Source organism: Dactylosporangium vinaceum (assembly GCF_019904175.1).
Classification (GTDB): Bacteria; Actinomycetota; Actinomycetes; order Mycobacteriales; family Micromonosporaceae; genus Dactylosporangium; species Dactylosporangium vinaceum.
The window spans coordinates 56,318-79,730 of record NZ_CP061913.1 but is presented as its reverse complement, the minus strand read 5'-3'; the positions used below and the strand labels follow the sequence as shown (position 1 = coordinate 79,730).

Annotated in this window: 22 protein-coding genes, 1 tRNA gene and 1 riboswitch; of the genes, 10 read left to right on the top strand and 13 right to left on the bottom strand. The window is 68.9% G+C overall.

Annotation, left to right across the window (positions count from 1 at the left end):
• Positions 1–24: 24 nt before the first annotated feature.
• Both Dvina_RS00370 and dcd read left to right on the top strand, forming a co-directional pair.
• A complete protein-coding gene (locus Dvina_RS00370; RefSeq protein ID WP_246655934.1) occupies positions 25–504 on the top strand; it encodes a MarR family winged helix-turn-helix transcriptional regulator in 480 nt (159 codons plus the stop codon).
• Positions 485–1,063 carry a dCTP deaminase gene (dcd, locus tag Dvina_RS00365; RefSeq protein ID WP_223100386.1) on the top strand — a complete coding sequence of 193 codons (579 nt, stop codon included), beginning with the start codon at positions 485–487 and terminating at the stop codon, positions 1,061–1,063. The genes Dvina_RS00370 and dcd overlap by 20 nt, the downstream gene beginning before the upstream one ends.
• Positions 1,064–1,067: 4 nt before the next feature.
• On the opposite strand, the gene Dvina_RS00360 is transcribed toward dcd, so the two are convergent.
• The 4 genes from Dvina_RS00360 to Dvina_RS00345 form a co-directional block, all read right to left on the bottom strand.
• On the bottom strand, positions 1,068–2,042 hold the full coding sequence (locus tag Dvina_RS00360; RefSeq protein WP_223100385.1) for a C40 family peptidase: 975 nt from the start codon (positions 2,040–2,042) through the stop codon (positions 1,068–1,070).
• An 11-nt stretch (positions 2,043–2,053) separates the two neighbouring features.
• A riboswitch (cyclic di-AMP (ydaO/yuaA leader) is annotated at positions 2,054–2,194 on the bottom strand.
• A 98-nt stretch (positions 2,195–2,292) separates the two neighbouring features.
• Entirely contained in the window at positions 2,293–2,925 is a 633-nt protein-coding gene (locus Dvina_RS00355; RefSeq protein WP_223100384.1) for a LamG domain-containing protein, read from the bottom strand.
• A gap of 189 nt (positions 2,926–3,114) precedes the next feature.
• Entirely contained in the window at positions 3,115–4,161 is a 1,047-nt protein-coding gene (locus Dvina_RS00350; RefSeq protein WP_223100383.1) for a hemolysin family protein, read from the bottom strand.
• Positions 4,154–5,482 (bottom strand): hemolysin family protein, encoded by a 1,329-nt coding sequence (locus tag Dvina_RS00345; RefSeq protein ID WP_246656717.1) that lies wholly within the window; start codon positions 5,480–5,482, stop codon positions 4,154–4,156. Before Dvina_RS00345 ends, Dvina_RS00350 begins: the two co-directional genes overlap by 8 nt.
• Positions 5,483–5,607: 125 nt before the next feature.
• Here Dvina_RS00345 and Dvina_RS00340 point away from each other — a divergent pair, with 125 nt between their 5' ends.
• Positions 5,608–5,898: a hypothetical protein gene (locus Dvina_RS00340; protein ID WP_223100382.1), complete on the top strand. Its 291-nt coding sequence runs from the start codon at positions 5,608–5,610 to the stop codon at positions 5,896–5,898.
• Positions 5,899–5,900: 2 nt separating this feature from the next.
• On the opposite strand, the gene Dvina_RS00335 is transcribed toward Dvina_RS00340, so the two are convergent.
• Together Dvina_RS00335 and Dvina_RS00330 are read right to left on the bottom strand one after the other, a co-directional pair.
• Positions 5,901–8,033 carry a (Fe-S)-binding protein gene (locus Dvina_RS00335; RefSeq protein WP_223100381.1) on the bottom strand — a complete coding sequence of 711 codons (2,133 nt, stop codon included), beginning with the start codon at positions 8,031–8,033 and terminating at the stop codon, positions 5,901–5,903.
• 142 nt (positions 8,034–8,175) lie between these two features.
• Positions 8,176–8,460, bottom strand: a complete 285-nt coding sequence (locus Dvina_RS00330) for a cell division protein CrgA (RefSeq protein WP_223100380.1) — start codon at positions 8,458–8,460, stop codon at positions 8,176–8,178.
• 130 nt (positions 8,461–8,590) lie between these two features.
• Between Dvina_RS00330 and Dvina_RS00325 the strand changes: the two genes are divergently transcribed.
• From Dvina_RS00325 to Dvina_RS00310, 4 genes are read left to right on the top strand one after another with little or no spacing between them, the layout of a single operon-like run.
• Positions 8,591–9,400 (top strand): DUF881 domain-containing protein, encoded by an 810-nt coding sequence (locus Dvina_RS00325; protein ID WP_223105225.1) that lies wholly within the window; start codon positions 8,591–8,593, stop codon positions 9,398–9,400.
• A 3-nt stretch (positions 9,401–9,403) separates the two neighbouring features.
• Positions 9,404–10,417, top strand: coding sequence for a class E sortase (locus Dvina_RS00320; protein WP_223100379.1), 1,014 nt, complete (start codon positions 9,404–9,406; stop codon positions 10,415–10,417).
• 4 nt (positions 10,418–10,421) lie between these two features.
• A complete protein-coding gene (locus Dvina_RS00315; RefSeq protein WP_223100378.1) occupies positions 10,422–10,700 on the top strand; it encodes a hypothetical protein in 279 nt (92 codons plus the stop codon).
• Between the two features lie 39 nt (positions 10,701–10,739).
• Positions 10,740–11,387, top strand: a complete 648-nt coding sequence (locus Dvina_RS00310) for an aminodeoxychorismate/anthranilate synthase component II (protein WP_223100377.1) — start codon at positions 10,740–10,742, stop codon at positions 11,385–11,387.
• A gap of 231 nt (positions 11,388–11,618) precedes the next feature.
• Here Dvina_RS00310 and pknB read toward each other — a convergent pair whose 3' ends face one another.
• The 7 genes from pknB to Dvina_RS00275 form a co-directional block, all read right to left on the bottom strand.
• Positions 11,619–13,346: a Stk1 family PASTA domain-containing Ser/Thr kinase gene (gene pknB / locus Dvina_RS00305; RefSeq protein WP_223105224.1), complete on the bottom strand. Its 1,728-nt coding sequence runs from the start codon at positions 13,344–13,346 to the stop codon at positions 11,619–11,621.
• A gap of 86 nt (positions 13,347–13,432) precedes the next feature.
• Positions 13,433–15,148 carry a serine/threonine-protein kinase gene (locus Dvina_RS53940; RefSeq protein WP_246656716.1) on the bottom strand — a complete coding sequence of 572 codons (1,716 nt, stop codon included), beginning with the start codon at positions 15,146–15,148 and terminating at the stop codon, positions 13,433–13,435.
• Positions 15,149–15,161: 13 nt separating this feature from the next.
• On the bottom strand, positions 15,162–16,682 hold the full coding sequence (locus Dvina_RS00295; RefSeq protein ID WP_223100376.1) for a peptidoglycan D,D-transpeptidase FtsI family protein: 1,521 nt from the start codon (positions 16,680–16,682) through the stop codon (positions 15,162–15,164).
• Positions 16,679–18,181, bottom strand: a complete 1,503-nt coding sequence (locus Dvina_RS00290; RefSeq protein ID WP_379993030.1) for an FtsW/RodA/SpoVE family cell cycle protein — start codon at positions 18,179–18,181, stop codon at positions 16,679–16,681. Before Dvina_RS00290 ends, Dvina_RS00295 begins: the two co-directional genes overlap by 4 nt.
• A gap of 24 nt (positions 18,182–18,205) precedes the next feature.
• Entirely contained in the window at positions 18,206–19,618 is a 1,413-nt protein-coding gene (locus Dvina_RS00285) for a protein phosphatase 2C domain-containing protein (protein WP_223100375.1), read from the bottom strand.
• The gene (locus Dvina_RS00280) at positions 19,615–20,094 is read right to left on the bottom strand and encodes an FHA domain-containing protein FhaB/FipA (RefSeq protein WP_223100374.1); all 480 of its coding nucleotides are present in this window, start codon (positions 20,092–20,094) and stop codon (positions 19,615–19,617) included. Before Dvina_RS00280 ends, Dvina_RS00285 begins: the two co-directional genes overlap by 4 nt.
• Positions 20,095–20,135: 41 nt before the next feature.
• Positions 20,136–20,918, bottom strand: a complete 783-nt coding sequence (locus Dvina_RS00275) for an FHA domain-containing protein (protein WP_223100373.1) — start codon at positions 20,916–20,918, stop codon at positions 20,136–20,138.
• A 173-nt stretch (positions 20,919–21,091) separates the two neighbouring features.
• Between Dvina_RS00275 and Dvina_RS00270 the strand changes: the two genes are divergently transcribed.
• From Dvina_RS00270 to Dvina_RS00260, 3 genes are all read left to right on the top strand, one after another.
• Positions 21,092–21,177: transfer RNA gene (locus Dvina_RS00270), tRNA-Leu, on the top strand.
• A 331-nt stretch (positions 21,178–21,508) separates the two neighbouring features.
• The gene (locus tag Dvina_RS00265) at positions 21,509–22,582 is read left to right on the top strand and encodes an NAD-dependent epimerase/dehydratase family protein (protein WP_223100372.1); all 1,074 of its coding nucleotides are present in this window, start codon (positions 21,509–21,511) and stop codon (positions 22,580–22,582) included.
• A 1-nt stretch (position 22,583) separates the two neighbouring features.
• The gene (locus tag Dvina_RS00260) at positions 22,584–23,390 is read left to right on the top strand and encodes a WecB/TagA/CpsF family glycosyltransferase (protein ID WP_223100371.1); all 807 of its coding nucleotides are present in this window, start codon (positions 22,584–22,586) and stop codon (positions 23,388–23,390) included.
• The last annotated feature ends 23 nt before the right edge of the window (positions 23,391–23,413 follow it).

Sequence of the window (23,413 nt, the reverse complement as noted above, 5' to 3'; positions counted from 1 at the left end):
CACCAAAGGTGCAGACTTGAGCATGTGACGGACCACCTGATCGATCTCCTGCGGCGCTTCAACGTGGAGGCGGACCGGTTCGTCGAGGTGTTTGCGCGGGCCCATGGGCTGCATCGGACCGACATGAACGCGATTGCGCACATCTGGCGGGCGGCTCAGGAGCAGCAGCCGCTCACGCCGGGGGAGCTGGCGCGGCGGTTGTCGCTCAGTCCGGCGGCCACTACGGCGCTGGTGGTGCGGCTCGAGCAGAACGGGCACCTCGAGCGGCGGCCGGACCCGAACGACAGGCGGCGTACGCAGCTCGATATCCAGCCCAAGGCCCGTGAGCTGGCGGCGGCGTTTTTCGTGCCTCTGGGAGTACACATGAGGGAAGCTTTTTCGCACTTCTCGGCCGCGGAGCTCGAGACCGCCGCGGCCGTCGTGGAAAAGGCACTCCATGCGACCGCCAAGGCGGCCGACGAAGCGCACACCGTAACCTCAGAGGGTGCTGCTCTCCGACCGTGACCTCAGCAAGGAGCTCGACGACGGCCAGCTGCGGCTGGAGCCGTTCGACAGGGCGCTGGTGCAGCCGTCGAGTATCGACGTGCGGCTCGATCGGTGGTTCCGGGTGTTCAACAACCACCTGTACACCCACATCGATCCGGCGATCCAGCAGGACGATCTCACGTCCATGGTGGAGGTGGCCGACGGGGAGTCGTTCGTGCTGCACCCCGGCGAGTTCGTGCTGGCGTCGACGCTCGAGGTGATCACGCTCGGGGATCAGCTGGCCGGGCGGCTGGAGGGCAAGTCGAGCCTCGGGCGGCTGGGGCTGCTGACGCACTCCACGGCCGGCTTCATCGACCCCGGGTTCAGCGGGCACGTCACGCTGGAGCTGTCCAATGTGGCGAACCTGCCGATCCGGCTCTGGCCGGGCATGAAGATCGGGCAGCTGTGCATCTTCCGGCTGTCGTCGCCCTCGGAGCACCCGTACGGCTCGGCGGTCTACGGCTCGCGCTACCAGGGGCAACGCGGACCTACGCCGAGCCGTTCGTGGCAGAACTGGCGAACGTGGCCGACCCAGTGAGGGGCTAGGCGACCCGGCCGTAGCCCGAGATCGGCTCCTCGTCGATCTTCTTCATCTGCACCGGTTTGCTGGGGTTCGGTGCGTGCACCATCCAGCCGTTGCCGACGTACAGGCCGACGTGGTGCTTGTCGGGGTAGAAGAAGACCAGGTCACCGGGCTTGAGGTCGGACCGGGACACGCGCTTGGTGTCCTCGTACTGCCACATCGTGTAATGCCGCAGGTACGTGACGCCCACCTGCTTCCACGACCACATGGTCAGGCCGGAGCAGTCGAAGGTGTTGGGGCCCTCGGTCGCCCAGACGTATCGCTTGCCGATCTGCTTGCACGCGAACTGCGCGGCCTTGGCTCCAGGGCTGCCGTCGTACTGCTGCGGGCACGCGACAGGCGCCAGCGCCCCGGTGCCGGCGCCGGTGCCGTACGCCTGCATGCGCATGTCCTGCAGGTTCTTGATGTCGGCGTTGATCTGCGTCTCCTGCGACGCCAGCGCCTTCTCCTGCGTGGCCTGCTCGGCGACGAGCTTGTCGATCGGCGCCTTGAGCTCCTCGTACTGCTGCTTGGCGGTGATGACGTCCCTGATCTTGGACTGCTCGTCCTTGGCCACCATGTTGAGCAGCAGCATCTGGTCGACGAACGTGTCGGGCGAACCGGTGGTGAGCATCGCGTCGAGCTTGGAGACGCGGCCGGTCTTGTACTGCATCACGGCGAACGCGCTGACCTTGTCGAAGGCGGCGTCCACCTGAGCCTTGAGCGGCGCGATCTGGTCGTTGAGCTGCTTGACCTTGGCCTGGTTGGAGGCCAGCTGGATCTTGAGCTGGTTGTGCTGCTCGACCAGGGGCTCGATCGTGTTCCACTTGTCGTCGATCTGCTTCTCGATCTCGCCCGGCGTTGGGTCCGCGTGCGCGAAGCCGGTGACGCCGAGCGCGAGGGACAGACCGCCGAGGGCGGCTACGAGGAGCCGGGCCAGACGGGAGGTCTCCACCGAGGAGTTGCTCCTTCTTCCATGGCCGCTTACCGGGTTAGCTGACGGGTTCGGGCGGGAAGGTCGCCCTACCGCGCTGGTTCACGCGGATTCACCCCGATGGAACACGTGGGTCCCCGGCTCGAAAGATTTCGACTCAGCGGTGCCGCCTGGCGCACCCGTGGATTAGGCGCGGACATCCAGCCGACGAGAATTCACGTTAAGCGGACCGCTGCACAGGTTCAAGTCGAAGTCCGTTTTGTCCCGAACATCACGCGGTTCGAGTGACGAATACGTCATCAATTACGCCGATGAACTGGTCGTTGTTGGCGCTCGTTCCCTTGCCACCGATACAGAGCGGATCGCTGTTGGATATGGAGAGTGACGAAGGAATGGTCGCGCGCCCCGCCTCGGCACCGTCCACAGACACCGTGAGCAGGGAGTTACTGCGCGAACACGCCACCCGGTGCCAGCGTCCGTCAGCGACGGACCGCGATGCGAGGGCTACATAAATGGTCGCCGAAGACGTGCCGACAATCACACAACTGGGCTGTCCGGCCTCGCCGTCGACCTGCAGCTTGAACTGACTGTCACCGACCGAGAACCCCTTTTGGACGACATTGGCGCCCTTGGAAGTCTCATTTGGTTGAACCAGCAGGCTGGCCCCGAACGTAAAGGATCCACGGTGGGGATTGAGGAATTCGGCCGGTCCGCTCTGCAGGATCGCGCGCTCGCAACTCTCCGCACCGTAATGCTCACATCGACCGGGAAAACGCACCGCCAGTCCGCCCTCGTGCGGCACCGCCGCGAGCTGCCCGCCGGCGGCCTTGCGCGAACGCAGCCCGAGCCGGCCGCTCGCGTCGCCCACCGGTTCGCCGAGCCCGCCGTCGAAGGTGAACCGCACGCCCGGCGATGTGCCGGAGTGGACTGGGGCGGACGACCCGGGCGCCACCCCCATAACGGGGCCGGGGCCGGGCTCGGAGGGCTCGGCGACCACAGGGGTGAGCACTCCCCGGCCGTGTGAACAACCGGCGAGCACGAGAACCAGCAACAACCACCACGGCCGGCGCATAACCGGACATGATGCCCCGGACTAGCGCGCGGCCGGGACCGTTTCGCGTGGCATTCCCCCGACCGGCGCACCGACGACGGCGGTGAGCACGTCGTCGAGCGTCACGACTCCCAGCGGCACCCGCCCATCGCTGACCAGCACGATGTGCTGACGCTCCCGGCGCATGGCCAGCAGCAACTCGGCGAGCGTCCGCGTCGGCGGCACGATGCCCAGCGGCCGGATCAGGTCGGCCGGAATGGGTGCCCGCCGCTGCGGCCCCACGAAGCCCAGCACGTCCTTGACGTGCACGAAGCCCAGCACCCGCCGGCTGGCCCGCTCCACGACCGGGAAGCGCGAGCGGTTGGTCCGGGTGGCCAGGACCTCCAGCGACGCCGGCGACACGTCCTCGGCGATGGTGGTGATCTCCGACCAGGGCCGCAGCGCGTCGCGGGCGGTCCGCTGCGACAGCGCCAGCGCGCCGGTGATCCGGGCGTGCTCCTCGGGGGCCAGCAGACCCTCGGTGGTCGCCTGCGCGGCCAGGCCGGCCAGCTCCTCGGCGGTGAACACGGTCTTCACCGAGCCGGTGGCCTCGATCCGCCACAGCGACAGGATCGTGCGCGAGGCCCACTTCATGGCGACGAGCAGCGGCTTGGTGGCCATGCAGAACGCGTACATCGGCGGGCCGAGCCACAGCACCGCCCGCTCCGGGTTGGCCAGGGTCAGGTTCTTGGGGACCATCTCACCGGCGACCGTGTGCGCGAACACCACGATGGCCAGAGCCAGCGCGAACGCGACCGGATGGACCAGGTCTTCCGGCAGGTGCAGCGCGTGGAAGGGCGCCTGCAGGCCGTGGGCGAGGGCCGGCTCGGCCAGGGCGCCCAGGCCCAGCGTGCAGATCGTGACGCCGAGCTGGGCGCCGGCGATGAGCAGCGGGATCTCGTTCATGGCCCGCAGCGCGATGCGGGCCCGCCGCGAGGTCGCGGCCATCGGCTCGATGACGGTGCGGCGCGAAGCGATAAGGGAGAACTCGCCGGCCACGAAGAAGCCGTTGCCGAGCAGCAGCAGGATGGTGACGAGTAGCTCAATCATCCTCGGACACCTCCGGGCGGACCACGCGGACCTGCTCGATGCGCCGGCGGTCGACCTCGACCACGGTGAACTCCCAGCCGTCCTCGTTCCAGGTCTCGCCGACGGCCGGGATGTGCCCCAGGCGCGCCATCAGGAAGCCCGCGAGGGTCTCGTACGGCCCCGCCGGCAGGTGGAACCCGGAGACCTCGGCCAGCTCGTCCTCGCGCAGCACCCCGTCGACGAGGTGGGTGCGCTCGGAGCCGGGGACTGTGAGGTCGGGCATGCCGTGGGCGGTTGTCGGCTCTTCCTCGATGTCGTGCTCGTCGGCGATCTCCCCGACGAGCTCCTCGACCAGGTCCTCGACCGAGACGACGCCGTCGGTGCCGCCGTATTCGTCCACGACGATCGCCACGTCGCAGTTGCCCTTGCGCAGGGCCTCCAGCACGCCGTCGAGGTCCAGGCTCTCCGGAACGAAGATCGGCTCCCGGGCCACCGCCGAGACGCGGGTGGTCGGCCGGCGTACCGGCGGCACACCCAGCGCGTCGGTGACCGTCACGACGCCGGTGACCTGGTCGAGGGTCTGCTCGTAGATCGGGAACCGGCTGTAGCCGGTCTGCACCGACGTCGCCAGCAGGTCGGCCACGGTGGCGTCGGCGCGCAGTGAGACCACGTCGACCCGCGGGGTCATCGCCTCGGCCGCCCGCTTGTCGCCGAAGCGGATCGTGCGCTGCAGCAGGACCGCTGTCTCCTTCGGCAGCGCGCCGGCCTGGGCCGAGATGGCGGCCAGCAGGCCCAGCTCCTCGGGCGAGCGGGCGCTGGCCAGCTCCTCCTGGGGCTCGATGCCGAGGCGGCGCACGACCCAGTTGGCGGTGCCGTTGAGTAGCGTGATGAGCCAGGAGAAGAACTTGGAGAAGCGGCGCTGCGGCCCGGCCGTGGCGCGGGCCAGCGGCATCGGCTTGGCCAGGGCGGCGTTCTTCGGCACGAGCTCGCCGAAGAGCATCGAGACGAGCGTGGCGACGATCAGGCCGCAGACGTGGGCCGCGGTGTCGGTCACCGAGCCGAAGATCGGGTGCAGCACCGGCTCGAACAGCTTCGAGATCGCCGGTTCGGCCAGGTATCCGGTGAGCAGACCCGCGAGGGTGATGCCGAGCTGGGCGCCGGAGAGCTGGAAGGAGAGCTCACGGAGGGCCTGGCGGACCGTGCGGGCCTTCTTGTCGCCGGCGTTGGCCTTCTGCTCGATCTCCGCCCGGTCGACGGTGACGAGTGAGAACTCGGCGGCTACGAAGCCCGCGTTCGCGGCGGTGAGCAGCACGAACGCCAGCAGGGGCAACAGTGTGGTCAACACGCTCGCGCGACGGTCCCTTCAAGTGTCCGCCAATTGTTCCACGTGAACCCAAACTCCGCCGAAGCGACCTGGAGATCGAGGTTCGTAGATCACCTTCCCTCTTTCGGGGACTTTGCCCGAAGTTGAGCAACACCGATGCTGTTGCCACGGGGGTCACGGCAAGCATCGAGGGGGACTTGATGGGAGTGGCGCTCATCGGCGCGTGCATCGCGCTCGCGGCCGGCATTGCGGTGGGCAATGCCGGCGCGAAGGCGAAGCGGGCCCGGCTCGACTACGTACGGACCAAGGCCCTGATCCCGGGCGCCCGCAAGAACGCCATCGCGGAGGGCCTCAAGGGCCTGCGCGTGATCGCCACCTGCGCGGCCGTCCTGATCGCGCTCGGACTCGCCATGAACGTGATTGGCCAGCGCTGAAACTACTTCTGGACCGCCCGCAGCAGCACCGAGGCGACGTCCACGACCTCGACCTCCTCGGGCGCGGCCCCGGCGGCCTTCTTCCCGGTGACCCCGTCGCCGAGCATGGTGAGGCAGAACGGGCAGGCCACGGCCACGGTCTTGGCCCCGGTGGACAGCGCCTCCTCGACCCGCTCGACGTTGATCCGCTTGCCGATCCGCTCCTCCATCCACATGCGCGCGCCACCGGCGCCGCAGCAGAAGGAGCGCTCCGCGAACCGGTCCATCTCGACCAGGCCCTTGTTGTCGTCGGCCGGGCCGGCCACGGCGCCGAGCACCTCGCGGGGCGGGGCGAACACGCGGTTGTGCCGGCCGAGGTAGCAGGGGTCGTGGTAGGTGACGGCGCCGTCGAGGGGCTGGACCGGCGTGAGCTTGCCGGCCGCGACGAGCTGGGCCAGCAGCTGCGTGTGGTGTATGACCTCGTAGTGCCCGCCGAGCTGGCCGTATTCGTTGGACAGCGTGTTGAAGCAGTGCGGGCAGGTCGCCACGATCTTCTTCACGCCGGCCTCGTTGAGAGTCTCGACGTTCTGCTGGGCGAGCATCTGGAACACGAACTCGTTGCCGATGCGCCGGGCCGGGTCGCCGGTGCAGGTCTCGCCCTGCCCGAGGATCGCGAACTTCACGCCGGCCTCGTTGAGCAGCGTGGCGACGGCCCGGGTGGTCTTCTTGGCCCGGTCCTCGAAGGCACCCGCGCAGCCGACCCAGAACAGATAGTCGAAGTCGCCCTCCTCCAGGGAGGCGACGTTCGGCACCTCGAAGTCGAGCCCCTTGGTCCAGTCGTCCCGGGTCGACTGCGCCGCGCCCCAGGGGTTGCCCTTGTTCTCGAGGTTGCGCAGCATGACGCCGGCCTCGGTCGGGAAGTTGGACTCGATCAGGACCTGGTAACGCCGCATGTCCACGATGTGGTCGACGTGCTCGATGTCGACCGGGCACTGCTCGACACACGCGCCGCAGGTGGTGCACGACCACAGCACGTCGGGGTCGATGATCCCGTTCTCCTCGGCCGTCCCGATGAGCGGCCGCTCCTTCTCCGCCAGCGCCAGCGCGTCGACGTGGGAAAGGTCCTCGGTGGGAGCCAGCAGATACGGCGCCTTCGCATACGCGTGGTCGCGCAGGTTGAGGATCAGCAGCTTCGGCGACAGGGGCTTGCCGGTGTTCCAGGCCGGGCACTGCGACTGGCACCGCCCGCACTCGGTGCAGGTGGTGAAGTCGAGCATGCCCTTCCAGCTGAACTGCTCGACGGTCGCGACACCGAACTGGTCCTTGTCGGGGTCGGCCTCCTCGAAGTCCAGCGGCTTGCCCTGGCTGGTCATCGGGCGCAGCGCGCCGAGGCCGGAGCCGGCGCGGCCCGGGGTGCGCTTGAAGAAGATGTTGAAGAACGCCAGGAAGCGGTGCCAGGCCACGCCCATTGTCACGTTGCTGGCGATGACGATGACCCAGGCCATCGAAATGATGATCTTGACCATCGCGACCAGGCTCACCGCGGCCGGCCAGGCCGGCAGGACCGAGCCGAGCGCATGGCTGACGGGCGCGGCCCAGGTGGGCCACTCGAGCTCGTCGTTGGCGGCTTTGAAGCCGCGGATGAAGAAGCCGCAGAGCAGCACGCCCAGGATGGTGTACTCGACGTAGTACGCCTGCCACATCGTGGAGCCCTGGAACCGGGAGCGCCGCTCGGCGTTGCCCGGCCGGTTGCGCAGCCGGATGCCCATCAGCACGAGGATGCCGACGAACCCGAGCACGCCGATCCACTCGGTGACCAGGCCGTAGATGTTCCAGGCGCCGATCAGGGGCAGCCCGAGGCCCGGCTTGACCACCTCGAAGTACGCCTCGAGGACCAGCAGCGAGAGCGCCATGAACGCGATCATGACGAACCAGTGCGCCGCGCCGACGACCGTCCAGCGCAGCATGCGCGTGTGCCCGAGGGTCTCCTTGAGCATCGTGCGCAGGCGGAGAGCCCTGTTGTCGCTGCGCGTCGGATCGGGCTGGCCCAGCCGGATCACGGCCAGCATGCGCCGCACGGTACGCACGACGAGGACGGCCGCGACGATCGTGATCGCCGCGGCGACACACGTCGTCACGATCTGGACTGCACCCATGCCGGAGCCTCCAACGGTGCTGGAACCACTTCAGGAAGACGTTAGTCCCCCATGTTACCCATGAGTAACGTGAAGTTCGTTGCAGCCCACGCTAGGACACCGGCTCAGCAAATGCTCCCGCGACACCGCAGGTTGTGACGCATTAGCGCCACTTGGAGAAGACCGCCAGCGAGGCGACCAGGAAACCGAAGCCGATGGCCAGGTTCCAGTACTTGATGTCGGCCAGCGTCGAGAGCCAGGTGACGTCGAAGAACCCCTGGGTCAGGTAGTAGGTGACAAGCCAGGCGATCCCGATCACCACGAACGCCACGGCGAGCGCAGGCACCCACACCGGGCTCGGGCGGCGCCTCGCGGACACAGTCTCCTGTGGTCGCAGCTCCGCCGGGGCGGTGTAGACCTTCTTCTTACGAACTGTCGACTTCGGCACGGCGCTCTCCTGGAGGGGTCGTCTGGCCAACACTATCCACGTGACGCCGCCACCTCCGCCAGCGTCGGCCTGAATAATGTTCTCCGACTAGCGTAGTCAAGTCGGCACGCGTGCGCGGGGAGGGGTCGTGGTGGAGTACACATCCGGCGGCTCCTCGTGGACCCACGCACTGCGACGACTCGGTCGCGCTATGCTGCCACACCGCGCCCCGAAGTGGGGTTTTGGCTGGTCATGGCTCACCCCGGTGGTCCTCGTCGTGGCCGGGATGCTGTTCTCGCTGAGCGCCGCGACCGCGAAAGGCACCGATCTGCGCGACGATCGAAGGCCCGAGCTGACAAATCTGCTCACGGAAAGAAAAAAGGAGATCGCCGATGCCCGGGACCGCGCGGCGCGGCTGCGGGCCGCGATCGACAGGCAGCAGAAGGCACAGGCGGGTACCGATGGAAAAGTCGATGAACAACGGCGACGCGGCGATGCCGAGCAGGCGGCGGCCGGCCTGACCGCCGTGCACGGGCCGGGTCTGACCGTGGCGCTGAACGACGCCCCGCGCCGGGCCGACGGCACCCGCCCGGCCGGCGCCACGCCCGACGACCTGGTCGTCCACCAGCAGGACGTGCAGGCGGTGGTCAACGCGCTGTGGGCCGGCGGGGCCGAGGCGATGACGCTGATGGGTGTCCGGGTGATCTCGACGAGCGCGGTACGCTGCGTGGGTAACACGCTGCTGCTCGATGGTCAGGTGTACTCGCCGCCGTTCGAGATCGCCGCCATCGGTGACCAGGCAGCCATGCAGCGCGCACTCAACGCCTCCGAGGGGGTCCGGTTGTTCAGCGAGGCCGCCGATTCCTTCGGGCTCGGCTACGCGGTCAAGACCCAGGCCGACATCCACGCGCCGGCCTACAACGGCTCGACCGCGCTGCGCGCCGCCCGGGCCGGGTCCTGAACGATGGACCACGCGCCCCGCCATCGGGCTCTCGATCAGGACGACATCGCGACCACCGTCATCCCGAAGCTGCCCCCGAAGGACGACGCGACGGCGGTAATCCCGAAAATTTCCGACGCGACCGCCTATATTCCGAAAATCGGCGACGCCGCGGCCGACCCCACCGCGGAAGTACCCGCGAAACTTCCACCGCCGACGACCCCAGCACCGACTCCGACTCCCACCCCCGAGGACGAGGACCAGCCGGCCGTACCCGGGGCGCCGAAAGGCGTCACCGTGGTACCGCTGCGCCCGGTCCGCACCGAGGAAGGGTACCGGAGCGTGTACTCCGAATACACGAGAACCTCGTTCGGCTCGGTCGCGCGCGCGATCAGCCGCGGCACGGGCGAGGTGCTCATCACCTTCGGCCTGATCGTGCTGCTGTTCGCGGGCTACGAGGTCTGGGGCAAGTCGGCGATCGTCGACGCCCACCAGGACGAGCTCAACCGCCAGCTCGAGCAGCAGTGGGCCCAGCCCACCGTCGGGCCGAGCGCCGGCGTCTCACCGGCCGTGGTCAAGCCGGCCAACGGCGACGTCATCGCCTCCGTCCACATCCCGCGGCTGAACAAGAAGTGGGCTGTCGTGCAGGGCGTGACGCCGGCCGACATCCGCTACGCCCCGGGCCACTACCCCGACACGGCGCTGCCGGGCCAGATCGGCAACTTCTCGATGGCCGGGCACCGCACGCCCGCCATCTGGTGGGACCTCGATCAGCTCAAGGCCGGCGACTCGGTGGTCATCAAGACCGCCGACACCTGGTACGTCTACAGCGTCACCGGTCACGAGATCGTGCTGCCCACCGCCGTGCAGGTCGTGGCGCCCGTGCCGGACAAGCCGGGCGAGCAGCCGACCAAGGCCATGCTGACCATGACCACCTGCAACCCGAAGTTCAACAACTACCAGCGGCTCGTCGTGCACGCCGAGATGACCCGCCAGCAGCCCGTCACCGACGGCGACCCCGCCGAGCTGAAGGGCTGAGCGCGTGTACTCGTGGATCTGGCAGCGCATTCCGTTCAAGCAGTGGCAGCTCAAGGCCCTCGTCTCCGGCGTGCTCGTCCTCGGCGTCGGCGCCCTGCTCTGGTATCAGGTCTTCCCCGCCGTCGAGCCGATCCTGCCGTTCGACGACGTGCAGGTGGAGACCAACGACCCAGGTGCCGACATCACCGTCGAGAGCCCGGGCCCGTCGACCGCTCCGTCCAAGCCTCCGGCCGCCACGAGCGTCCCGACCGGCACCAAACCGCCGGCGGTCCTGCCGAGTTGATGCTGGTCCGGCTTTAGCGGCCCCGGGTAGCCTGTGTCGGTGCGCGTACTCGTGATCGACAATTACGACTCGTTCGTCTTCAACCTCGTGCAGTACCTGGGCCAGCTCGGCGTGGAGTGCGACGTGCGGCGCAACGACGAGATAAGCGTCGACGAGGTCGGCCGCATCGCGCCCGCGGGCGTGCTGCTCTCCCCGGGCCCGGGCACCCCCGAGCGGGCCGGAATCTGCATGGCGGTCATCGAGCGCTACGCCGGGAAGCTGCCCATGTTCGGCGTGTGCCTCGGCCACCAGGCGTTCGGCGCCGTCTTCGGGGCGACCGTGACGCGCGCGCCGGAGCTGCTGCACGGCAAGACGTCGCTGGTGACCCACGAGGGCCGGGGCGTGCTCGCCGGGCTGCCGGACCCGTTCATCGCGACGCGGTACCACTCCCTCGCCGTCATCGAGGCGACCCTCCCGCCGGAGATCGAGGTCACCGGCCGCACCACGGAGTCGGGCGTCGTGATGGCGATGCGCCACCGCGAGCTGGCCATCGAGGGTGTCCAGTTCCACCCGGAGTCGGTGCTGACGCAGGGCGGCCACCAGATGCTTGCCAACTGGCTCGCCGTGTGTGGCCAGAGCGATGCCCTGGAGCGCGCGCCCGAGCTTGTCGCCGAAGTAGAGGCCCGGCGAATCGCCGCCTTTGCGTAACGAACCGCAAAGTGCCGAAAAGCGGCTGACTCGGGTCCGCGGTGGGCGCGACCGCTCCTCCCGCGAGCGCCGGTCGGCGCCGGAGCGCCTCCCTTTGACGTCCGCGGTAAAAACGGTCTAAACCGCCAAAAGCCCCGTAAAGCGGCTTCATTACCTAAAACGCTTGTGCACAACCCTGTGGATAACTGCCGAGTTATCCACAGGGCACGGATATGACGACGGAAAGTAGCGTCAGCCGCCGGTGCCGGCGCTCTTGCTCGGGTTGACCGAGGGCTGGTTCGACGGCGTCGTGTCCTGCTGCCCGACGTTCAGCACGATCTTCTCGGTCTTGTAGTACACCTTGCCGACCACCTGCTTTGAGCTGACCACCAGGCCGACCTTCGCGTCGTCGGTGACGGTCACCGCCTGCTGGCTGATGTTCGTGAAGCCGAGCGCCTGGAGCAGCCCCTGGGCTTCGGCGAAGCTCTTGTCGGCCACCGCCGGCATGGTGGCCTGGTTGAACTTGGACACGTAGACGGTGACGTTCGACGCCGGCTTGACCTGGGTGTTGGCCGGCGGGTCGGTCGACTGCACGGAGTCCTTGTTCTCGGTGCCGTCCTTCTCCTGCACCACCGGGTTGAGGCCGAGCTTCTGCAGCTGCGAGACAGCGTCGTTCTTGTTCAGGTTGGTCAGCGGCGGCACGGCGACGAGCTGGGGCGCGCCACAGAGCTCGTAGTCGACCTGCGAGCCCTTCTTGACCTCGACCCCGGGCGTCGGGTTCTGCTGGATGACCACGCCGACCTGGCAGTTTTCCGAGGTGCCCTGCCGCGGGTCGCCGGTCAGGCCGAACTGGCGCAGCGTGTTGTCCGCCTCGTTCTGGGTGCGCCCGGTCAGCGACGGCACCCGCACCGGGGGCTCCTGGTTGGCCAGGTACAGCCCGATGGACAGCGCCGCCACCGCGAACAGGCTCAGCACCGTGATCAGCACGATGATCCCGGTGGAGCTCTTCTTCTGCCGCTGGTTGGCCCGGGCCGGCTGGCGCGAGGCGGGCGGCGGGCGGTAGGCGGTGGTCTGCTGCTGAGCCATGACCGCGGCCATCTCGTCCTCGGTCATCACCGGCGGCGCCGAGACCGGCCGGCCGGCCGCGGCGCGCATGACGTCGGCGCGCATCTCGCCGGCCGACTGGTAGCGGTTGAGCGGGTTCTTGGCCAGCGCCTTGAGCACCACAGCGTCGATCTCGGGCGTGACGTCGCGGTTGCTGGAGCTCGGCGGCCGCGGGTCCTCCCGCACGTGCTGGTAGGCCACCGACACCGGGTTGTCACCGACGAACGGCGGGTGGCCGCAGAGCAGCTCGAAGAGCACGCAGCCGGACGCATACACGTCGCTGCGGGCGTCGACCGGCTCGCCGCGGGCCTGCTCCGGCGACAGGTACTGCGCCGTGCCGATGACCGCCGAGGTCTGCGTCATCGTGGTGGCCCCGCTGGCCAGGGCCCGGGCGATGCCGAAGTCCATCACCTTGACCTGGCCGGTCTGGGTGAGCATCACGTTGCCCGGCTTGATGTCCCGGTGGATGATCCCGTGCCGGTGGCTGAACTCCAGTGCGGCGCAGATGTCGGCGGTGATCTCCAGCGCCCGGCGCGGCGTGAGCCGTCCCTCGGCCGCGAGCACCTCTTTGAGGGTGCGGCCGTTGACGAACTCCATGACGATGTACGGCAGCTCCTCGCCCGCCGGGCCCCGCTCCTCGCCGGTGTCGTAGACGGCGACGATCGCGGGGTGGTTGAGGGAGGCGGCGTTCTGCGCCTCCCGGCGGAACCGGAGCTGGAATGTGGCGTCCCGAGCCAGGTCGGTCCGCAGCGTCTTGATCGCAACGTCACGGCCGAGCCGCAGGTCACGACCCCGATGGACCTCGGCCATGCCGCCATAGCCGAGCAACTCCCCGACCTGGTAACGGCCGCCGAGGAGGCGTGGCTGGGCGGTCATGTCGTGTCGTCCTTCGGTCATCGACTATCTACCTTGCCACGTCTTGCGACGCGAACACATTCCAGCTCGCTCCGGCGTATCGCCCGTCACGCTCCGAGGCACTGCCCATTGACGATGATCTTCGGCGGCTCGCAGGTCACGCTCGGCTTCGGCGCAGCCGAGGACGCCGGGGCACCCGTCGTCGGCGCGGCGGTGGTCGGCGCCGGCTCGTCGTCGATCTGCCCCTGGTTGACCGACACGGTGATCGTGCTGCCCGGCGGGACGGTCTCACCGCACGGCTCGACCTTGACGACCGCGTTCGGGAAGGCGCCCTTGGTCGGCAGCGGCACGAGGTTGACCGTCAGCCCCTTGCGCTCGAGTTCGCGCTTGAAGATGTCGCCGTTGGTGCCCAGGCCCGGCTTGCACGGCACGTTTACCGGCTTGCCCGTGGCCTTGGCGGTGGTCGGGGCCACCGAGGGCGCGGCCGACGTCGGGTTGCCGCCGACGGTGCTCGGCGTGTCGTCCTTGCCCTTCGTCGCCAGGTAGATGCCGCCGATGCCGACGAGCACCAACAGGACGACGGCGGCGATCCCGACGAGGACCAGATTGTTGTTCCGCTTGCCGCCGCTGCCGCCGCCACCCGGGCCGGAGCGGGACATCTGGGGCTCCGGCTGATAGCCGCCGGTGGGGCCCAGGTAGGTCGCGGTGTCGTTGGACGGCGGCGGGGGCACGCCGGCCGCGCCGCGCGCCTGGTGGCCGCCGAGGCCCGCGGCCGCGCCGCCGGCCGCACCGGGCACGGCGCCCGGCATGATCCGGGTGCCGCCCGCGCCCGAGATGGGCGGGCCGGACATCGGCGAGCCGGACATCGGCTGGTTGCCGTAGCCGGGCGAGACGGGCGAGGCCGAGACCGGGCCGCCGGAGACGGGGTTGCGCCCGGTCGGCGAGCCGGGAGGGCCCATGGGGGCACCCATCGGCGGGACCGCCGGGCCGGTGGCCGTGCCGCCGGACATCTGGCCGGAGACGCGCCGGGCGGCCTGGGCCATCGCCGCAGCGCTGGGCCAGCGGGCGGCCGGGTCCTTGGCCATGGCCCGCTCGACGAGCTGGGCGATCGGCGGCGGGATGTCGGCCGGCAGCGGCGGCGGCATGTCGCGGACGTGGCGCATCGCGATCTCGAGCGGGTTGTCGCCCTCGAACGGCCGCGCGCCGGACAGGCACTGGTAGGCCACGACGCCGAGCGCATACACGTCGGACAGCGGGGTGGCCTGGGCGCCGGACGCCTGCTCCGGGGAGATGTAGGAGGCGGTGCCGAGCACCGAGCCGGCCGCGGTGAGCTGGGCGACGGCGGCGGAGCGGGCGATGCCGAAGTCGGTGAGCACAAGCGTGCCGTTGGGGCGCACGAGCAGGTTGCCCGGCTTGACGTCGCGGTGGATGACGCCCTTCTCGTGGGCGGCGTGCAGCGCGTCCGCGGCCTGCGCGATGAGTGCCATCGCGCGGGCCGGGGTGAGCCGGCCGACCCGGGACAGGGTGCGGGAGAGCGCGTCGCCCTCCACGTACTCCATGATCAGGAACGCGGTGCCGTTCTCGCTGCCGTAGTCGTAGATGTCGACCACACCGGGGTGGTTGATGGTGGCCATGGTGCGGGCCTCGCCGCGGAAGCGCTCGGCGAAGCCGGGCTCCTCCATCAGGGCCGAGAGCAGCACCTTGATCGCGACCGTGCGGCCGAGCACCTCGTCGGTGCCCCGCCACACGTCACCCATACCGCCGCCGGCGATGCGCTCGTCCAGGCGGTAGCGACCGCCGAGGGTGGTGCCGGCGCTCAACATGTCGCGCACCTCATTATCGAATGCCCTTTTCGTCCGCGTATGCCTTCATGATCAGGCCGGCAATCCGAGCCGCCTCGCCGCTGCCACCCTTGCCAGCGTTCTCGAGGAAGACCGCGACCGAGACGATCGGCTTGCCGTCCTTGAGCGCGAAGCCGATGAACCAGCCGTGGTCCTCGGACTCCTCGCCGTTCTCCGCCGTGCCGGTCTTGCCACCCACGTCCAAGCCCGAGATGCGAGCGCTGCGGCCGGTGCCGTCGTTCGACGTCACGACGCTGAACATCATGGTCTGCAGCTCTTGTGCGACGCCGTCACTGATCGGCGTGCGCAGCAGCTTGGGCTCGGTGTGGTCGGCGATCGACAGGTCGGAGTTCTGCAGACGGTCGACAATGTAGGGGCGCATCTGCTTTCCACCGTTGGCAACCGTCGCCGCAATCATGGCCCCTTGCAGCGGGGACATCTTCACCTCGCGCTGTCCGATGCTCGACTGAGCGACGGCGGGCGGGTCGACGCGGTTGTCGGTGCCGGCGGTCATCGAGCCGGTGTGGCTGGCCACGATGCCGCAGTAGTTGCGCTCCTGATCTTCGATCAGGCGGGGCTCCTGCTCGAACCCGAACGCCTGGGCCATCGACTTGAGCTTGTCGGCGCCCACCTTCTCGACGCCGATGCGGGCGAAGACCGTGTTGCAGGAGACGGTCAGGGCCTGCTTCAGCGTGATGCTGTCCGGGCAGATGCCCTCGTGCGAGTTCTTGATGCGGAACGAGGAGGTCTCCGGCGGCTGGTAGAACTCGCCGCCCTGCACGCTCGAGTCCGGCGTGAGGGAGGAGTCGGCGGTCATGGCCGCGGCCGAAGTAATGATCTTGAAGGTCGAGCCGGGCGGGTACACCTCGGAGGTCGCCCGGTTGAGCAGCGGCTTGTTGGGGTCCTTGTCCAGCGTGTTGTAGTTCGCCAGCGCCGCTTTGGTGTCGTGCGTGCTCAGCAGGTTGGGGTCGTAGCTGGGCATCGAGACCTCGGCCAGGATCTGGCCGGTGGACGGGTCGAGCGCGATCGCCGCGCCCTTCTTGATGCCGAGCTTGTTGTTCCCGAGCTCCTTGTACGCGGCGTCCTGGGTGGCCTTGGAGAGCGTCAGCAGCACATTGCCGCCGGCCGGCTCCTTGCCCGTGAACATTCCGGCGATCCGGTCAGCGGCCTGCTTGTCGGAGGTACCGATGAGGAAGTCGTTGTTCAGTTTTTCGAGCTTGGTGGAGGCCAGGTTGACCGGCTTGTAGCCCAGCACGGGGCCGTACTGCGGGCCCCCGGGGTATGTCCGCAGGTACTTCAGCGAGTCGCCTGTCGACTGGGCGTCGGCCAGCACGTTGCCCTTGTTGTCGACGATCTTGCCGCGCGGCCGCTCGTATTCGGTGGCCTGCACCCGGTTGTTGCGCGGGTTGGTGCGGTAGTCGTCGGCCTTGACCACCTGGCGGTAGTTCAGGTTCAGGAACAGCAGGGCGAACAGCACCATGACCGCAACCCCGACCCGGCGCAGCGGGGCGTTCATCGCACGACCTCCGTGGGCATCTCTTTGATCTGGACCGGCGCGCCGCCGCCCCCGCCGGGTCCGCTGCCCCCGGTCGACGGCGTACCGACGGCCGGCCGGCGCGCGGCGTCGGAGATGCGCAGCAACAGGCCGATCAGCAGCCAGTTGGCCACCAGCGACGAGCCACCCGCCGAGAGGAACGGCGTGGTCTGCCCGGTCAGCGGGATGAGCTGGCTGATGCCACCCACAATGACGAACACCTGCAACCCGAGCGTGAACGACAGGCCACCGGCGAACACCTTGCCGAAGAGGTCCCGGACGTTTATCGCGCTGCGCAGGCCCCGCTCAACGAGCAGCAGGTAGGTCACCAGCAGCGCGGTCAGCCCGAAGAGCCCGATCTCCTCACCGAGGCCGGAGAAGATGAAGTCGGTCCAGACCTCGGGCACCTTCGTCGGCTGCCCGGCGCCCGGGCCGGTGCCGGTCAGGCCGCCGGTGCCGAGCCCGAACAGCGACTGGACCAGCTGGTAGCCCTTGTCGTCGGCGTCGCCGAACGGGTCGAGCCAGGTGGTCGCCCGCTCGGAGAAGTTGAGGAACGGCCCGCCGATCGCCTTGCCGAGGAAGTACGCGAGGAACACGCCGCCGAGGAAGAGCGTGAGGCCGATGATCAGCCAGCTCGACCGCTCGGTGGCGACGTAGAGGGTGACGACGAAGAGGCCGAAGTACATCAGCGAGGTGCCGAGGTCCTTCTCGAACACGAGGACCATCAGCGACATGAGCCAGACGGCCACGACGGGCCCGAGGTCGCGCGGGCGCGGGAACTCCAGCCCGAGGAAGCGAGGGCCGGCCAGGCCGAGCACCTCACGCTTGCGGACCAGGTAGACGGCGAAGAAGACCAGCAGGAAGATCTTGGCGAACTCGCCCGGCTGGATCGTGAAGCCCGCGAACTTGATCCAGAGCTTCGCACCGTGGATCGCCGAGTATTGCGCCGGCAGCACGGCCGGGATGAGCACGAGCACGATGCCGGCCAGGCCGAACACGTACGGGTATCGCGACAGCGATCGGTGGTCCCGCACGATGAACAGCAGCGCTACCGCGCCGACGAGCGCCACGGCGGTCCAGCCGAGCTGCTGGAAACCGTTGCCACCGAAGACGCTCAGCTCGGCCCGGGCGGCCGGGGTCAGCTTCGGGCTCGTGTAGTCGAGGCGGCGCAGGAAGCCGACGCCGATGCCGTTGATGAGCGCGACCGCCGGCAGGATCACCGGATCGGCGTACGGCGCGAGGAACCGGATCGCCAGGTGGGCCGCGCCGAACAGGATCGCGATCATCGCCGGCTGGACCCAGAAGTCGCCGGTGACCTCGCCTACCGCGTTGCCCTCCACGACCGCCGCGTAGATGGTGAGGATGGCGATCACGAAGAGCAGGAGGCCCAGCTCGACGTTGCGCCGCGTGGGCATGCGGGCGGGCGCCGAAGCGCCCCCTCCGCCCGCGGGCGGAGCCGGTATGGCGGTGGCGGTCACGATCGGCTTCCTTTTCGCCTCAACACGTCAGCAGCTGGTGCCGGAGGTCGGGGTCGGGGTCGCGGTGGACGCCGGCTCGGAGGTGGGCGAAGGCGGGATGGCGGGGTCCCCGACCGGTGGCGTGGTCGCAGTGGCGGTGGGGTCTATCGAGGCCGACACGGTGAGAGACGCCGAGGGGGAGCCCGAAGGTTGCGACGTCGGGCAGGCCTGTTTGCGCGCCGGGTTGTCCGGGTTCTCGAGCTGGGTGAGCTTGTCCTGGGCCTGCTGCAGGGTGTCGACGGTGATGCCCTGACGCACGGTGCTCTGCGCGGCCGGGGTCAGGTCGTCGATGGTCAGCGTCGGGCTCTCCATGTAGACCTCGCCCAGCTTCAGCCAGGCGATGTTGCCGGGAGAGCCCTTGAAGATCGCGATCCGGCCGGCGTCCGTGACACCGACGAAGTAGCGCGACTGGGTGTAGGACCAGCCGTACCAGAGCGCGCCGCCGAGCAGGCCGAGCAGGACCACCAGGAGGATCGTGGTGCGCACCGGGTGGCGCGAGCGCCGCCGGCCCTCCTCGTCGTCGCGCGACTCGGCGCGGGCCGGGGCCTCGTCCTCGGGCACCGGCGGGCGCGGCGCGGCCAGGGCGGCCCCGCGGGCGGAGGACATCGACTGGTCGGCCGACGTCGCCATGCCCCGGTCCTGGGCCGCGGCACCGCCGACGATCGGCCGCGCCTCGACGATGTCCTCGTCGGTGATGTCGGCGACGATCACCGTGATGTTGTCGGGCCCGCCGCCGCGCAGGGCCAGCTCGATGAGCCGGGCCGCGCACTGGTTGGGGTCGACGTACTCCCGCAGCGTCGACGCGATGGTCTCCGCACTCACGACGCCGGAGAGCCCGTCGCTGCACAGGAGGTAGCGGTCGCCCGGCTTCACCTGGCGCACCGAATACTCGGGGTCGGCGTCGCGGCCGTCGAGCGCCCGGGTCAGCAGTGAGCGCTGCGGGTGGCTGTTGGCTTCCTCGAGGCTGATGCGGCCCTCGTCGACGAGCATCTGGACGTATGTGTCGTCCTTGGTGACCTGGGCGAACTCCCCGTCGCGCACGAGGTATGCGCGAGAGTCGCCGATGTGCACCATGCCCATCTTCGAGCCGGAGAACAGCATGGCGGTCAGGGTCGTCCCCATGCCCTCCATTGCCGGGTTCTCCTCGACCGCGTCGCGGATCTGCTGGTTCGCCAGATCGACAGCACCCCGGAGGGTGTCGATCATGGCGTTGCCTGCGACGTCCTCGTCGAGCGGCGCCATGGTGGCGATGACGATGTTGCTGGCGACGTCACCGGCGGCCATACCGCCCATGCCGTCGGCCACGGCCAGCAGCCGCGGTCCGGCGTAGACGGAGTCCTGGTTACCGCTCCGAATCAGACCGCGGTCGCTGCGGGCCGCATAGCGCAAGGTGAGGGTCATGGCCGTAACTCGAGAGAAGTGCGGCCGATGCGAATCGGCACGCCGAGGGGGACGGGGGTAGGCGCGCCGACCTTGGTCTTGTCGAGGTAGGTCCCGTTGGTGGAGCCCAGGTCCTCGAGGTACCACTGGCCGGCGCGAGGAACGAGCCGGGCGTGCTTTGACGAGGCGTAGTCGTCCGTGATCACCAGCGTCGAGTCTTCGGCCCGCCCGATCGTGATCGGAGCCTCACCCAGGGTGATTCGGGTGCCCGCCAGCGAGCCGGCGGTGACGAAGAGCTGGTTGGCCGTCTTGCCCCGCTTGACCTTCGCCGGACGGCCAGGAGCCGTCGCCGCACCAACCCCCCGGGGTGCAGCGACGATCCGGCTCGAACGTGAGCCTGCAAACAGGTCCCGGCGGATCACTCCAACCACCGTGAATACGAAGATCCACAGCAGCACGAGCAGCCCGTATCGGGCGACCGTGATGACGAATTCCATCTACGACGCGCTCATTCAGATTCCGCCTACTTGAAGTACGGTCATCCATCCACGCGGTAGGTCAGCGTGGTCGTGCCGAGCTGGATCATGTCACCCGGGTTCAACGCGACCGCGGAGACGCGTTGACCGTTGACCATCGTGCCGTTCGTGGAACCGAGGTCGGTCAGCACGACCTGCGCCCCGTCGAAGTCGAGCCGCGCGTGGCGGCGCGAGATCCCGACGTCGGGGAGCCGCATGTTGGCCTGGTCGCCTCGGCCGATCACGGTCGAGCCGATCGACAGAGGGTAGCTTCGCCCGTCGCCGGACACCAGTCGGACGTTGCGCGCCGGCCCACCGGGCCCACCGGGCGGCGGGCCGTAGCCACCGGCCTGCTGCTGGTTGTAGCCGCCATACGGGTCCGGCGCGGGCGGCGGCGCCACGTCGGCACCCGTGTAGACCTCGGCGGTCACCCGGAACATGCCGGTGTCGAGCCCGTCGCCGCGCTCGATCTCGACGATGACGTCTCCGTAGACCGTCCAGCCCTGCTCGCCGATGAATTCGGCCTGCGACTGGGCCAGCTCCTGGGCGAGCGCGGCGGCATACGGCGCCAGCCGGCTGTGGTCATAGGGAGACAGGTCGATCACGTAGCGATTCGGCACGAGCGTGCGCCCGCCGGCCAGAATCGCCTTGTGGGCTTCCGCCTCCCGTTGCATGGCGTTGAGGATCTCCACTGGGTGGACGACCCCCTTGAAGACCTTGGCGAAGGCCCCCTCGACCAGGCCCTCTAGGCGCTTCTCGAAGCGCTGCAGCACACTCACCGGTTCCTCCTCGGGTTCCGAGGTCATGATGGTATCCGGACGTCGCACGCCCGTATGCAAGCTGACCGGTCGGCCCGTGCTACTCTTCCGTGGCGCCCAGGGAAGCCTAGTGCCTACCCGGTGATTCTGCCGAGTGGGAGTGAGGTTATGCTCTGAGCGCGCCGACCGAGGGAACAGCTCTTATAGTTCTCACGGTGCCAGGGGAAGTGGCGGAATGGCAGACGCGCACGGTTCAGGTCCGTGTGCCCGAAAGGGCGTGGGGGTTCAACTCCCCCCTTCCCCACCACTACGGGGTCACCATGCTCATGGTGACCCCGTCACCATTTCGCCCGGTAGCGGTGGTATTTCCCGCGCTCGCGCAGGCGCTCGCTCCCCGGCGGGGGCGTAGCCACCCGCACCCCCCATCGCACTCCTCAGTTGCGGATCGTCGGCGCTGGGCCTGGAGGACGTGCCCTGAACGGGGGTTGTCAGCGCTGGGCTCAGTCGGCGCTGGGCTGCTGCTGTGCTGGGCTTGGCGTGCCTGACTGGGTGGTCTTGCGGGGTTTGGGTTTCGTCGGGTTGTTGACTCCTCGCGCCTGTGGTCGGGCGTCGCTCGGGCGCGGGTATGCTGCCGTTCCGTGAGTGTTGCACTGGTAACTGGGTCAGCTGGGCTCATCGGGTCCGAGGCGGTTCGGCACTTCGCCTCGCTCGGACTGGACGTCGTCGGGATCGACAACGACATGCGGGCCCGGTTCTTCGGCGCCGAAGCGTCAACGGCCTGGAACGTTGTCCGTCTGACGAGTGACCTCGGCGAGAGCTACACCCACCACGACGTCGACATCCGCGACCGGGACACCCTCGCCTCCATCTTCAAGCGGTACGGCAAGGACATCTCCGTCGTCATCCACACCGCGGCCCAGCCCTCCCACGACTGGGCGGTCCGCGACCCGTTCACCGACTTCGACGTGAACGCCGGCGGCACCCTCAACCTGCTCCAGAACGTCCGCGAGCACTGCATCGAGGCGCCGTTCATCCACTGCTCCACCAACAAGGTGTACGGCGACCGGCCCAACTCGCTGCCCTACGACGAGCTCGAGACCCGCTGGGAGATCCAGGCCGGCCACGCCTACGAGAACGGGATCAAGGAGGACATGTCGATCGACGCGTGCCTCCACTCCGTCTTCGGGGCGTCGAAGGTCGCGGCCGACGTCATGGTCCAGGAGTACGGCCGCTACTTCGACATGAAGACGGCCTGCTTCCGCGGCGGCACCCTCACCGGCCCCGCCCACTCGGCCACCGAGCTGCACGGCTTCCTCGGCTACGTCATGCGCTGCAACATGGAGCGCCGCACCTACAAGATCTTCGGCTACAAGGGCAAGATGGTCCGCGACGCGATCCACTCGCACGACGTCGTCGCCGCCTTCGAGGCGTTCTTCCGCAACCCCCGCTCGGCCGCGGTCTACAACCTCGGCGGCGGCCGGCACTCCAACACCTCGCACCTCGAGGTCTTCAAGCTCGCCGAGCAGATCACCGGCAACGAGATGGTCACCGAATACCACGAGGCCAACCGGGTCGGCGACCACATCTGGTGGATCGGCTCCAACGAGCGCTTCCAGCTCGACTACCCGGAGTGGAAGCAGGTCTACGACGTGCCCATGATCTGCCAGGAGATCTACGAGGCGAACGTCGGCAAGTGGACGCCGGCAGCCTGACGTGATCGATCAGGGCAAGCAGAACGTCCTCGGGGTCGAGGTCAGCGCGGTCGACTACGACAGCGCCGTCGACAAGGTCATGCAAGCCGCCCGCGAGCAGCGCTCCCTGGCGGTCACCGCGCTGGCGGTGCACGGGGTGATGACAGGCGTCCAGGACAAGGCGCACGGGGCCCGCCTCAACTCGTTCGACCTCGTCACGCCGGACGGGCAGCCGGTCCGCTGGGCCCTCAACCTGCTGCACCACGCCCAGCTGGCCGACCGCGTCTACGGCCCCGACCTGACCCTCAAGGTCCTGGCCGCCTCCGCCGCGGAGGGCCTGCCGGTGTACTTCTACGGCTCGACCCAGGAAACCCTCGACCGGCTGGCGGCCAAGCTCCACGAGCGCTTCGGCGACCTGAAGATCGCCGGTATGGAGCCTTCGAAGTTTCGCCCGGCCCGTGACGGCGAGCCGGAGGAGATCGCCGCCCGCATCAGGTCCTCCGGTGCCCGGGTCGTGATGGTGGGCCTGGGCTGCCCGCGCCAGGAGGTGTTCGTCTACGCGATGAAGCACCTGGTGGACGCCCCGATGCTGGCCGTGGGCGCGGCGTTCGACTACCACGCGGGTGGCCTCAAGAACCCGCCTCCGTGGATGCAGCGCTACGCCCTGGAGTGGCTGTGGCGCCTGGGCCTGGAGCCGAAACGCCTGTGGCGCCGCTACATCCTGCTGAACCCGAACTACCTGGCCCGCCTGGGCGCCCAGAAGACCCGCCTGTGGCGCGCCGCTCCCCCGCCGCCAGCCACGGAGCCGCTGCAGCACTTCGCGGTGTAGGTGCCGGGCCGGAGATGCCGATG